Below are 12,948 nucleotides of genomic sequence, written 5' to 3'. Positions count from 1 at the left end.
CTATCAACCGATTCTAGCGCTATTATTAATTTTAAGAAAACATTTTTTCAAAAATTAGAATATGACTATATTTGCACGACTCAAATTGAAAAATGATTTGAACTTGCGAAAGCAGGACTCCAAATTTTAAACAGAAATAGAAATGAAATACAAAAGAATTCTTCTAAAATTAAGTGGCGAAGCCTTGATGGGCGAAAGACAATACGGAATTGACCCTACAAGACTGGCCGAATATGCCGAAGAAATTCAGCAAATTCACAACAAAGGAGTAGAAATTGCAATTGTTATTGGAGGAGGAAATATTTTTAGAGGAGTTGCTGGTGCAAGTGCAGGAATGGACAGAGTACAAGGCGATTATATGGGAATGCTAGCAACCGTTATAAACGGAATGGCATTGCAAGGCGCACTTGAAGAAAAAGGAATGAAAACGCGTTTGCAAACAGCATTGAAAATGGAATCTATTGCAGAGCCTTATATCAAAAGAAGAGCCGATCGTCACCTTGAAAAAGGAAGAATTGTAATTTTTGGAGCAGGAACAGGAAATCCTTATTTTACAACAGATACAGCTGCAGTTTTAAGAGGAATAGAAATTAATGCCAACGTAATCCTAAAAGGAACTCGTGTAGATGGCGTTTACACAGCTGATCCTGAAAAAGACGCTACCGCTACTAAATTTAACTACATTACTTTTGACGATGTGTTGAAAAAAGGATTGAATGTTATGGACACCACAGCATTTACTTTAAGCCAGGAAAACAAACTACCAATCGTGATTTTTGACATGAATAAACAAGGTAACTTGTTGAAAATTTGTCAAGGAGAAAACGTAGGAACAGAAGTAAACATATAGTTAGCAGTGGTCAGTAATCAGTTTGCAGTAAAAACTGAACACTGAACACTGAATACTGAATACTGAATACTGAACACTAATTAAAAAATCATGACAGAAGAAATAGAATTTATTTTAGACAGCACCCAAGAATCTATGACAGGTTCTATTGCGCATTTAGAAAAATCATTCCTAAACATCCGTGCCGGAAAAGCCTCTCCTGCTATGCTAGGAAGTGTTTTTGTTGATTATTACGGATCAGCAACACCTCTTTCTCAAGTATCAAAAATCAGTGTTCCTGATGCGAGAACCATTACTTTGCAACCTTTTGAAAAAAACATGTTGCATGCTATAGAAAAAGCTATCATGATTGCTAATCTTGGTTTTAACCCGATGAATAATGGAGATGTGGTTATCATCAGCGTTCCGCCTTTGACCGAGGATAGAAGACGTGAATTAGCCAAACAAGCCAAAGCTGAAGCTGAAGATGCTAAAATCGGAATCAGAAACGCTCGTAAAGATGCTAATACTGATATTAAAAAATTAGAAAAAGAAGGAACTTCCGAAGATATTTGTAAAAGTGCCGAAGAAGAAGTTCAAAACTTAACTAATAGTTTTATCAAAAAAATTGACGAACTTTTGGTTCTTAAAGAAGCTGAAATTATGAAAGTTTAATTAGCTTTTCTTTTAGATACACAAAAAAAATCCGCTTCAGTAGAGCGGATTTTTTTTAAGCTAATGTTTCATAATTAAAACAGAAGGAATATTAGTCAACCAAACACTTCTAGAATCCACCAAGGCTTTCCAACTTTCGATACTTATTATCATCAAATCTTGTTTTTCTAAAAATTCTTTTTTAATTGTTTTGTCCTTCATTAATGCTATGTTTTGAGGATGTTTTTGTTCCAATGAATGAATGGCGCTTTTCAAAATAAAATTCGATTCAATCTGATCTTTTACATCCAAAACTGTAATATGAGAATTGTTGTTGTAAATCAATTTTTGGGCATAATCCATCAAAAATGAATCCTCAGAATTAAATATTGGAACAAAAACATTCCTTACTTCTTGTAATTCTTTGTCCACCAAAATTCCTAAAGGCATCTTGGTTTTCAAGATAATTTGTCTCGTTCTCTCGTCAAAAGGAGAATTTTCGAACAAACCTTCTCTTCCTGTAAATTTATCTATCAGACGGTCGGGATTGATAATTCTTGTAGTAAAACCTAATACTTTACCCAGCAATGTTCCCTCAAAAATAGATTGTCCTAGGCCTATTAAAAGTAAATCATATTCTCCATTATTAGCAACATCAGCAATATTAGTTTCAATATCTACAGTTGCCTGAAACAAAGTGGTAATTTCTTGTTTCAACTCCTTGGATTCTTCGAGAATAGGACTAAATCTATCTTTTTCGTATTCTTCTAGATTATAAGAATGTAATTCGTCACTCAAAGTCAAATGCATCGCAGTTATAGTAGATGCGTCTTTTTGTTTTTTGACTAAACTGCTAGCCAAGCGCAAAAGTGACTTCCCTTTTTCATTACTACCGAAAGAAATTAATATTTTAAATTTATCTGGAATAGAAAACTCGGCAATAGTTTCTGTTTCTTTTTTGTCAAAATAATTAACAATATTCAAAATTGGTCCAGTCATAAAAGTAGTTACTAATGCCATGATTACCATCATCGTAAACACCTCAGGAGTAAGTACGCCCAAGTCTAATCCAATATTTAAAACGATTAATTCCATCAAACCACGGGTATTCATCAACGCACCTATAACAATACTATCACGCCAAGTTTGCCCCACAAATTTTGCAGCTAAAGCACTTCCTAAAAACTTACCAACAACAGCTACTAAAATTATAAGTCCTGTAATTTGTAACAAATAAGAATCATTCAACAAGCCAACTTGTGTGCGTAAACCTGTAAAAACAAAAAACAATGGCAACAACAAAAGCACCGAAACATCTTCGACTTTTTCGATAAAAAGATTTCGGAATTTAGAAATATCAGGCATAATAACACCGGTCATAAATGCTCCAAAAAGCGCATGAATTCCAATAATTTCAGTGGTATAAGAAGAAATAATTAAGGTCAAAAAGAAAATAGCCACTACAGGTTTACTCAAATTATCTTTGGTTTCGTATAATTCTCCAATTTTTTTCAAAAATGGTTTTATTACAAACAACATTACCAGAACATAAGCCATCGCTAATCCAATAATGTAAAGCGAACTCACAAAAGTTCCCGCTTTTACAATAGCAATTACCGCAGCCAATATGCACCAAGCCGTAATATCATCAGCCGCAGCGCAGGTTATCACAATGGCACCTAATTTAGTTTTATGAATACCTCGCTCTTGCACAATTCTAGCTAAAACCGGAAATGCCGTAATACTCATAGCAATCCCCATAAACAAAGCAAAAGGCAAAAAGGCAACACCCTCGGGAGCAAATCTAAAATAAACGAAGTAAGCCAAACCAATTCCTAATGCAAAAGGAAATACAATACTGGCATGGCTAATAACTATAGCATCTTTGGCTCGGTTTTGAAGCACTTTCAAATCGAGTTCCATTCCAATAACGAACATAAATAGTATCAATCCAATTTGACTTAAAAATTGCAAGTTTCCCAATGAAGCTACTGGAAATAAAGTCAAAGAAAATTCAGGAAAATAGAGTCCAAGAAGGGATGGGCCAAGAACGATTCCAGCAATAATTTCGCCAATAACAGAAGGTTGACCTATTTTTCTAAAAATCCAACCAAAAACACGAGCCACAATTATTATGGTTATAATTTGTGCCAAAAGAATAGCCAATGGATGATGCAAATTATCAGACATCGAATTGATAAAATCATTCCAATGACCATTTTCCACTGCAGGTTGAAGCAATTCTTTACCGGTTTCTAAAGCTTTTCCTTTGCTTAAAATCCAATAAATCAAAGCCGAAAAACCGCCTGTAACCAGAATGTAAAATAGTGTGTTTTTGTTATTTTTCATAAGCAATTACCTGATATATGTACGTCCAAATAATGGATTCAAATATATAAATTCCAACACACAAAAAGACTTTGATTACTAAATAAAAACAAAAAAATAACAATTTAACCAACAAAAAGCTTTGTTAAAAAACCAATACAATAGGACAGTTTTTAATTACCTTTGCCGAGCTTAAAAAAATAGGATGATCAAGTGGTTTAGTTTAGGATTTTGGGAATTAATTGCCCGAATAGTACTTCGAAATAGAATTTTAATGTTATCGATAATTGCTTTGGTAACAGTCTTATTGGCAATGCAATGGAAAAATATCCATTTTACTCAAACAGAAGCCAATATGTTACCTGACGATAATATCGTCAACATTGAATACAATGCCTTTTTAGAAAAATTTGGCGAGGAAGGAAATCTGGTCATTATTGGCGTAAAAGACAAAACTTTTTTTACTCCAAAAGCATACACTGCTTGGGCAAAATTGATGAATTCGCTAAAAGTGAACAAAGAAGTTGATTTGGTAATTTCGATTAATGATTTAAAGAAATTACAAAAAAACGATTCGCTTCAAAAATTCGAATTGGTTTCTTTTGTCGATCAAACTAAAACTACAGATAAAGGGTATCTAGAAAAAATCAAAAAAGAACTCTTTAACGATTTGCCTTTTTACGAAGGATTATTGTTCAATAAAAGATCAGGTACGATTCGCTCTGCCATTTATTTGGATAAGAAAATTGTAAACACACCAGCTCGAAAAGATTTTATCCTAAAAAAATTAGTTCCAGCGGTAGAAACATTCGAAAAAGAAACCAACATCGACCTGCGTGTTTCTGGAATGCCTTACATCCGAACGCTGAATGCACAAACCATTATCAGCGAAATCGGTCTTTTCATCGGAGCTTCATTATTGGTCACTTCCCTACTTTTCTTTTTCTTTTTTAGAAGTTTTAGAGCTACGTTAATTTCGATACTAATCGTAATTATTGGTGTAATGTGGTCTTTTGGTTTCTTGGGATTGTTAAATTACGAAATCACGGTTTTAACCGCCTTGGTTCCTTCATTAATTATTGTGATCGGAATTCCGAATTGTATTTTCTTGACCAATAAATACCACCAAGAATACAAAGTACATCGTAATAAAGCCAAAGCCCTGCAACGTGTTACGACCAAAGTGGGTATGGCAACTTTGATGACCAACGTAACCACAGCCATTGGATTTTTTACCTTTATTTCTTCGAATAACAAACTACTTATTGAGTTCGGAAATGTAACTTCTATCAATATTTTAGCCTTGTTCTTTTTGTGTATTATTGTAATTCCTATTTTTCACAGTTATATTCCTGCCCCAAAAGACCGTCATATCGAACATTTGGATCGTGGTTATGTAAAATGGTTTATGGATTGGATTTTACGCAATGTGAAGGAAAATCGATTTTCTATTTATGTCGTTGCCGTTTCGCTCCTTGTTATTAGTATTATCGGAATTTATAAAATGCGTATTTCAGGAAGTATCATCGAAGATATGCCGAAAAACGCTCCGTTTTTTCAAGACATTCTCTTCTTCGAAAAAGAATTTGACGGGGTGATGCCTCTCGAAATTATGATTGACACCAAGCGTAAAAAAGGCGTAATGAAACTGTCAACGCTCAAGCGAATGGAAGAACTGGAAACAGCTATTGATGAAATTCCTGAATTATCAAAACCCATTTCGATTGTCAATTTGGTCAAATATTCCAAACAAGCGTATTATAACGGAAATCCAGAATATTACGAACTACCAACTTCACAAGAGCAATCCTTCATCTTGTCGTATGCCAAAAATGCGACCAAAAATGCAAAAGGTGATTTGATGAAAAGTTATGTGGACAAAACAGGTCAATTCGCCCGAATCACCACTTTTATGCGAGATGATAATGGTGGAGTGATGCCTATTGTCGAAGCTGAAATTCGCAAAGAAGCCGATAAAATTTTCCCTCCAGATCGCTACAATGTGACCATTACAGGAAAAGCACTGGTTTTCCAGAAAGGAACTGCTTACTTGCTGGATAATTTACTTTCATCTTTGATTTTTGCTTTTTTCCTAACGGCACTTTTAATTGGATTTATGTTCCGTTCGTTCAAAATGATATTGGTATCTATTATTCCAAATCTATTGCCGTTGTTGTTAACCGCTGGGATTATGGGCTTTTTTGATATTCCGTTGAAGCCGTCAACGATATTGGTTTTCGGAATTGCTTTTGGACTTTCGGTTGATGATACCGTTCGATTCCTAGCGCAATACCGGGAAGAATTAAAGAAAAACAACTGGAAAATTCGTAAATCGGTTTATGCTACTTTCAACGATGCTGGCTTGAGTATGTTTTATACTTCTATCGTTTTGTTTTTTGGATTTTCGGTCTTTATGCTGTCTAGTTTTGGAGGCACCATTGCACTTGGCGGACTCGTTTCTTTGACATTATTGTTCGGAATGCTGTCTAACTTAATGTTATTGCCTGCTTTGGTTTTAACCCTAAACAAAACATTAGCAAACGAACAAGAATTCATCGAACCTAAAATTGATATTCTCGAACACAGCGATGAAGAAATTGATGCGTTGAAAAAAAATAAATAACATTTTATAGCATACTATTAAACAAGGAATCCTGCTGAAAAGTGGGATTTTTTGTTTGATAATTGGCATTCTTGTAAATTAAACGCATAGAAACATAAGAAAAAGAGTTATATAGACCAATTCATTGGATTCACATAGCTATGATTTACTAAAAATAAGCGAAGCGACTTCGAAAATCAATAAAAACCTATGTTTCTATGCGTTTAAAAAATCTAAATTGAATTACACCCAACGGGTTAAACGAATAATACTTCATCAAAAAACTATTGTGTTTTTTTCGAAATACTAAAAAGAATTCGGCATTTTCAAGAATTAAACAATACTGTTCAATTAGATATTCATTTGTCAAAAAAAAGTTTATTTTTACTAAAAGACACCTAGTATTTCATTCCAAAAAATGAAATAAGTTTTTAGATTTTAAATTTAGACAACTATTTTATGGCTCGCACAAATTCAGAAACAGAGAGATTAGCCGTAGCTGACAACTACCGAAATTGGAAAAAATGGGGACCTTATTTAGCCGAAAGGCAATGGGGAACCGTTCGTGAAGATTATAGTCAACACGGAGAAGCTTGGGAATTCATTGACCATGACAAAGCCCGTAGTAATGCCTATCGTTGGGGCGAAGAAGGAATCGCTGGTTTTTGTGACTCTCGCGAAATAATATGTCTCGCTCCCGCTTTTTGGAATGGCAAAGATCCTATCATCAAAGAACGCCTATTTGGCTTGACCAATAATCAGGGAAATCATGGCGAAGATGTGAAAGAACTTTACTTTCATCAGCTTTCTACTCCTACACATACGTATAACAAATACCTTTATAAATATCCACAAAATGAATTTCCTTACAGCGATTTAGTCAACAATAATAGGAGAAGTCGAGAGGAAATGGAGTTTGAGTTATTAGATTCTGGTATTTTCAAGGACAATGCTTATTTTGATTGCTACGTCGAATATGCAAAAGCCGATATTGATGATGTTTTGATAAAAATTACGGTAGTCAATCGAGGGAAAAACGCTGCCAGTATTCATGTTTTGCCTCATATTTGGTTTCGAAATTTCTGGAAACACAATGCCAGACATCCTCGACCCAATATGAAATCTATTTCCAACAATACCATACTTACCCAAAGTTCTAGAATTAGCGATTATTATTTTTATCACGAAAATGGCGAACAACTATTTTGTGAAAACGAAACCAATAACCAACGAATCTATAATTATAGTAACGAACATAAATATGTCAAAGATGGCATCAATGAATACATTGTAAACGGAAAAGCAACTGTAAACCCAGAAAAAACAGGGACCAAAGCTGCTATTTGCTATTTATTAGATTTAAAAGCTGGCGAAGAGAAAAGCATTAATCTACGGTTGAGTAATGTTCAACTTGAAAATCCTTGGGAAGATTTTGACACTATTTTCGAGCAAAGAAAAAAAGAATGTGAAGACTTTTACAACAAAACCATAACCGAAAAAATCCCCGAAGCACATCGCGCTATTGCAAAAGCTGCCTTTTCAGGCTTGTTATGGACAAAGCAATTTTACTACAACGATGTTTTCAAATGGCTTTTTGGTGGTCCCGGAGAAGACAAACCCAATCGTGCCAATATGAGAAATTTTTCATGGCAACACCTTACCAATCGCCACGTAATTTCTATGCCCGACAAATGGGAATATCCTTGGTATGCCGCTTGGGATTTAGCCTTCCACATGGCTTCTTTTGTAGAAATCGATCCTGGTTTTGCAAAACAGCAATTGCTTATTGTTTTGCAAGAAAGCTATATGCACCCTAATGGTCAAATTCCTGCTTACGAATGGAATTTTAGCGATGTGAATCCTCCTGTTCATTCTTGGGCAGTTTGGACGGTTTATGAAAAAGACAAACAGCGCACTGGCAAACCTGACACAGCATTCCTTGAAAAAACATTCCAAAAATTGCTTATCAATTTCACTTGGTGGGTTAATCAAAAAGATACCAGCGGCACCGATTTATTCGAAGGCGGTTTTTTAGGTTTGGATAACATTGGGGTTTTTGATCGCAATCACATGCCCGAAGGAATCAAAAAAATGCAACAAGCCGACGCCACAAGCTGGATGGCAATGTTCTCTTTGAATATGTTGCGAATGTCACTCGAATTGGCAAAAACCAACCCCATTTACGAAGAAGTATCGGCTAAATTTTTTCGTCACTTTTTAAACATTGCTTGGGCAATGCACCATATTGGAAAAAAAGATATTTCCCTTTGGGACGACGAAGACAATTTCTATTATGACGTTGTTGAAATGTCTAACGGAAAAACAGAACGCTTGAGAGTACGCTCTTTGGTTGGTGTCATTCCAATGTTTGCCGTCGAAATTATGCACAAAGATTTATTCGAAGAATTAAAAGATTTTAGAAAAAGAGCCAACGAAATCATAAGAACGCGTCCAGATTTAGCGTCCTTAATTTCTAATTTAGAAGAAGCTAACAAAGATGGAAATTTTCTATTCTCGATTATGCGGGGTTTTAGATTAGAACATCTTTTGAAACGCTTGTTAGACGAAAACGAGTTTCTTTCTGATTATGGAATTCGTTCGCTTTCCAAGTTTCACAAAGACCATCCTTTTGTATTTAATAATTCACACCAAATTCAGTATGAACCTGGCGAAAGCCGTTCCGCTATGTTTGGCGGAAATTCGAACTGGCGTGGCCCAATTTGGATGCCATTAAATTATATGATTATTCAATCCTTGCGCAAATATTATACTTTTTATGGGCCAACTTATGTATATGAATTCCCAACGGGTTCAGGAAATAAACTGAACTTAAAAGAAATTGCTAACGAACTCACAAAACGATTAATCCGACTTTTTGAAAGAAACGAAGAAGGCAAATTTCAATACCATGCCGATGATGAAAATAATGTTTTCTCCAAAGAAGAAAACTTTAGAAACGAACACTTCTTCTATGAATTTTTTGATGGTGACAATGGCAAAGGTCTTGGCGCATCACACCAAACTGGATGGACGGCACTTATTGCCAATTTAATCTTGGAAATGGAGGAGAATAGTTAATTAGATTGAAAAATCAAAAGCTACAATTAAAATGAAGCACCCAAAATCTAATTTAATGGTTTTGGGTGCTTTTTTTATCATTTTAGCCATATTTTAGCCTAGGAAAAATAGCATTTGGCTTAAAAAGTCTTTATTATTGAGCACCTGCGCCTAATACTTGTAAGATACCAACAATCCACATAATGGGTTTCCAGAACACTACAAAACCTATTATGGAGAGTGCGGACAAAACAGACCAAAACCAAAAACCTCCATCATGAGTAAAAATGGGAAACCAATCATTTAACAACATATAAATTCCATAAGGAATTGCCGCTAATACGAATACAAACCAGACTAGGCATTTTATAAAAAACACAATAATATTTAACAATAATTGAAATAACATAATTTAAAGGTGTTGTGACTTGCGCCCGATTAAAAATAATTTGTATTTTAGCTTTTAGAATTTGAGGAGGTAGTTTCATCTTCTAAAGCGGTCATTAAACCTGTTACTAATAATGACAGACCAACACCAATAATGCCTCCTGTTTGTGGGTTTTTGCCCAAATGATTTGCAATTACCATTCCTGCGGCAGCTCCTGAAGTCAAAATGGTGCTTAAACTACTAAAGTCCATTTCTGTGTTTTGTTTCTTGAAAAGATTTTTCATAATGATTTGTTTTAAAGTTTATACTGCAATACTAGGTCAGCGGACTGTCAAATTATGTCAGCGATAAATTGTTTTTTTAAAATAAAACGACTGACATCTTTTGTCATTATAAAACAATAGGTTTGTACTATAAAACAAACAGTATGAAAAAAAATCAGAGTTTGAACCTGACCCAATTAAGAAGAATAAGTTTATTGTTGGCTTATCTAAAACGAAATCCATACAAAACCAAGCAAGAAATTTTAGCTTATTTTGAAGACAATGACAAAGGTTTCATTGATCGTACTTTTTACAGACTTAAAGAAACATTAGCCCGAGATTTTGGAATTGAAATTGTATTTGACTATAACAATGGTGGTTATTTCTTTGACCAAGAAAACAGTAGTAACCCCGAATCATTCTTGAGTTTGTTAGAAATTCTGACTACTGCCGAACTTTTCTCTGCCAATTTCAAAGAGAAAAATAATGCCCTATCCTTTGTAGAATTCGAGAATAAAGCGGCAATAGAACACATCCCAAATTTCAAAATTGTTTTGGATGCCATACAACAACAATTGCCTGTAACATTCAAGCACAATAGTTTTTATCATTTGAAACAGGAAGAATACACACTAAAACCTTATTTCCTGAAGCAATACCAAAACCGTTGGTATGTTATTGGCGAAACTGAAAAAGGCTATCGCACTTTTGGAATTGACCGAATAGAAAATAGTACTATAGGTACTAAAAAGTTCAAAGCCAAAACCGAGGAAGCCAAAGACAAATTCAGCCAGGTTATTGGTTTGAATTATGTGGATCATAAATTAGAGAAGATAGAATTGTCCTTTCACATTTCGCAAAAACCATATATTGTCTCACTTCCTTTACATCATTCTCAAAAGGAAATCAATGCCGATAACGAAAACGCTTTTGCTATTGAACTACGCATTCATCCTAATTTTGAGTTCACACAACAGGTTTTGAAATATGGGAGTTTAGTTAAGGTTGTAGAGCCGAAATGGCTGGCGAAGGAGATTAAGGAGGAATTGTGGAAGGGGTTTGAGGGGTATTTATAAAGTCAAGGCTTCAACTTACTTTTAAGTTGAAGCCTAATTAGTACTTTAATTATTTATCAGTTCAATAAAATTTATCAATTCACTATCTAATTTACTTATAGCTTCTTGGAATTTTGAATTAGTTTCATTAGTTCTTACAATCTCTAATTTCTTTTCCTGGAATTCATTTATCTTATTATCTATGTTTTCTTTAACATATTCATTGAACTTTTCTTTTATCTGTAAAACTACTTCTTTAGCAATTTCATAAAAACTTTCATTCATTTGGCTTTTAGAAACTGCTATCTCCTTAAGTTCTTTTTCTTCTTTTATAGCTCCATATATCTCAACACCAGTAGAAATAACTGCTATTGCGGGGCCTGCAAATTTAGCTACGTTTCCAATATTTTTAGTTATTTTAACAGCCTGCCAAGGTTTGAATTTAAATCCAATTGTAGAGCCGATATTTTTGACTAATGTATGACCCGCAGACCCACTAATTTCGCCCGATTTCGCAAAAACACCAGCAGCTTTATTAGCACCTGAAAAACTAGTTAGTTTATCAGAATTCTGTTTTAAAGTATTTAAGAGTCGTATTTTACTTTCTAAAGAAGAACTATTAAAAACTGGATTTATCTTTTTACGTTCAGAATCTTTTTTAAGATTATCTATGTAAAAAGAAACATCATCGTCTAGATTTATCTCTTCAAATTCTTCACGCAACACTTTAGTTTTTTCTTTGATCAAATTTTCAATTTGACTCATTGTTGCCGTAGATTCGGTTTCCAATAATAGATTAAACTTATTTTGCTTCACATCAAAATCTTCTTGGGTTATTTGATCAATTGAAGAGGACACCAAATAACCCTGTTCGATAATTTTAGTTTTCAAATTTTCAAGTAAATATTCTGACTTCCTAACAATTTCCGATTTATGTTTCAAAAGCCTATTTTGATATTTATTCAATACCAGATTAAAATTTGGATCTACTTCGTCGAAAGCAACTTGACTCAACTCTTCCCTAATTATGCGGATTGGTGTATCGAATGCCTTTTGAACTATTCCGTTATCCTCAATAAATGAATTTAGGGTTTCAATAAAATTAGAAAAATTACTCAATTGTATAAGTTCTTCCTCATTTTCATCGATTCCTTCCATATAATCAGCGGCATCAATAAACACTATTTCAAAGTCAAAATCATATCCACGTTCTTTAAAAACGGTAAGTACCGATTCTTGATAATTTTTTTTAAGTATATCAAAATCTCCTTTTTCCTTTGACATCTTATTGATAGCAATAAGCATTTTATCTTTTAACTTTTGATTATATGCCAAATCGATAAAGTTTTCAAAAATAACATCGTCAAATAATTGACTTGTTAGTACATAAACAATCAAATCTGTCTGACTAAGAGCTTCTTTGGTAACCTCATCGTGTTTTTCAACTTTTCCAGCTAAAATACCTGGAGTATCAGTGAATTTAATATCGTTCCATTTATAATCACAGCTAACATCTGTTGCTACATTTGAATCTATTTTAATATCTCGCCTCCCAGTTAATGCAGATATTATCGTGGATTTTCCAGCATTATACTGTCCGACAAATGCAACTTTTAACTCTGAACTTTCTTTACTTGTGTTTAATTTAGATGTTAACAATTCTAGAGCATCAATCTTTTCAAATTCATTCAACAATAAAAATGTTTTTTGAATAATCCCATTGAGTTTTAATGATAAATTATTAAATTTTAAGTCTGCACTATTCTCCATTT

At 33.9% G+C, this 12,948-nt stretch carries 9 protein-coding genes; 5 read left to right on the top strand and 4 right to left on the bottom strand.

What is annotated here, in order from left to right:
- Nucleotides 1–142 precede the first annotated feature (142 nt).
- Both pyrH and frr read left to right on the top strand, forming a co-directional pair.
- Nucleotides 143–850 carry a UMP kinase gene (gene pyrH / locus OZP15_RS02390; protein WP_269226910.1) on the top strand — a complete coding sequence of 236 codons (708 nt, stop codon included), beginning with the start codon at nucleotides 143–145 and terminating at the stop codon, nucleotides 848–850.
- 90 nt (nucleotides 851–940) lie between these two features.
- The gene (frr, locus tag OZP15_RS02385; RefSeq protein WP_269226909.1) at nucleotides 941–1,504 is read left to right on the top strand and encodes a ribosome recycling factor; all 564 of its coding nucleotides are present in this window, start codon (nucleotides 941–943) and stop codon (nucleotides 1,502–1,504) included.
- Nucleotides 1,505–1,564: 60 nt separating this feature from the next.
- On the opposite strand, the gene OZP15_RS02380 is transcribed toward frr, so the two are convergent.
- On the bottom strand, nucleotides 1,565–3,832 hold the full coding sequence (locus OZP15_RS02380) for a cation:proton antiporter (RefSeq protein WP_281336905.1): 2,268 nt from the start codon (nucleotides 3,830–3,832) through the stop codon (nucleotides 1,565–1,567).
- Between the two features lie 184 nt (nucleotides 3,833–4,016).
- On the opposite strand from OZP15_RS02380, the gene OZP15_RS02375 reads away from it, so the two are divergent.
- Nucleotides 4,017–6,434 carry an efflux RND transporter permease subunit gene (locus OZP15_RS02375; protein WP_281336904.1) on the top strand — a complete coding sequence of 806 codons (2,418 nt, stop codon included), beginning with the start codon at nucleotides 4,017–4,019 and terminating at the stop codon, nucleotides 6,432–6,434.
- A gap of 438 nt (nucleotides 6,435–6,872) precedes the next feature.
- Complete coding sequence (locus OZP15_RS02370) at nucleotides 6,873–9,491, top strand: MGH1-like glycoside hydrolase domain-containing protein (RefSeq protein ID WP_281336903.1); 2,619 nt, start codon at nucleotides 6,873–6,875, stop codon at nucleotides 9,489–9,491.
- A gap of 133 nt (nucleotides 9,492–9,624) precedes the next feature.
- Here the strand turns inward: OZP15_RS02370 and OZP15_RS02365 are convergent, their stop codons facing one another.
- Together OZP15_RS02365 and OZP15_RS02360 are read right to left on the bottom strand one after the other, a co-directional pair.
- On the bottom strand, nucleotides 9,625–9,879 hold the full coding sequence (locus OZP15_RS02365) for a hypothetical protein (RefSeq protein WP_281336902.1): 255 nt from the start codon (nucleotides 9,877–9,879) through the stop codon (nucleotides 9,625–9,627).
- 47 nt (nucleotides 9,880–9,926) lie between these two features.
- On the bottom strand, nucleotides 9,927–10,142 hold the full coding sequence (locus OZP15_RS02360) for a hypothetical protein (RefSeq protein WP_269226906.1): 216 nt from the start codon (nucleotides 10,140–10,142) through the stop codon (nucleotides 9,927–9,929).
- Nucleotides 10,143–10,285: 143 nt separating this feature from the next.
- On the opposite strand from OZP15_RS02360, the gene OZP15_RS02355 reads away from it, so the two are divergent.
- Nucleotides 10,286–11,197: a helix-turn-helix transcriptional regulator gene (locus tag OZP15_RS02355; protein WP_269226905.1), complete on the top strand. Its 912-nt coding sequence runs from the start codon at nucleotides 10,286–10,288 to the stop codon at nucleotides 11,195–11,197.
- A gap of 45 nt (nucleotides 11,198–11,242) precedes the next feature.
- Here OZP15_RS02355 and OZP15_RS02350 read toward each other — a convergent pair whose 3' ends face one another.
- Nucleotides 11,243–12,946, bottom strand: coding sequence for a GTPase (locus OZP15_RS02350; RefSeq protein ID WP_281336901.1), 1,704 nt, complete (start codon nucleotides 12,944–12,946; stop codon nucleotides 11,243–11,245).
- Between the last annotated feature and the right edge of the window lie 2 nt (nucleotides 12,947–12,948).

The sequence above is a fragment of the Flavobacterium eburneipallidum genome, from assembly GCF_027111355.2.
Lineage (GTDB): Bacteria > Bacteroidota > Bacteroidia > Flavobacteriales > Flavobacteriaceae > Flavobacterium > Flavobacterium eburneipallidum.
This window is presented reverse-complemented; position numbering and strand designations above follow the sequence as displayed.

Excerpts from the sequence above, each read along its gene's own strand:
- pyrH (WP_269226910.1), top strand. The coding sequence starts at position 143 with ATGAAATACAAAAGAATTCTTCTAAAATTAAGTGGCGAAGCCTTGATG.
- frr (WP_269226909.1), top strand. The coding sequence starts at position 941 with ATGACAGAAGAAATAGAATTTATTTTAGACAGCACCCAAGAATCTATG.
- OZP15_RS02380 (WP_281336905.1), bottom strand. The coding sequence starts at position 3,832 with ATGAAAAATAACAAAAACACACTATTTTACATTCTGGTTACAGGCGGT.
- OZP15_RS02375 (WP_281336904.1), top strand. The coding sequence starts at position 4,017 with ATGATCAAGTGGTTTAGTTTAGGATTTTGGGAATTAATTGCCCGAATA.
- OZP15_RS02370 (WP_281336903.1), top strand. The coding sequence starts at position 6,873 with ATGGCTCGCACAAATTCAGAAACAGAGAGATTAGCCGTAGCTGACAAC.
- OZP15_RS02365 (WP_281336902.1), bottom strand. The coding sequence starts at position 9,879 with ATGTTATTTCAATTATTGTTAAATATTATTGTGTTTTTTATAAAATGC.
- OZP15_RS02360 (WP_269226906.1), bottom strand. The coding sequence starts at position 10,142 with ATGAAAAATCTTTTCAAGAAACAAAACACAGAAATGGACTTTAGTAGT.
- OZP15_RS02355 (WP_269226905.1), top strand. The coding sequence starts at position 10,286 with ATGAAAAAAAATCAGAGTTTGAACCTGACCCAATTAAGAAGAATAAGT.
- OZP15_RS02350 (WP_281336901.1), bottom strand. The coding sequence starts at position 12,946 with ATGGAGAATAGTGCAGACTTAAAATTTAATAATTTATCATTAAAACTC.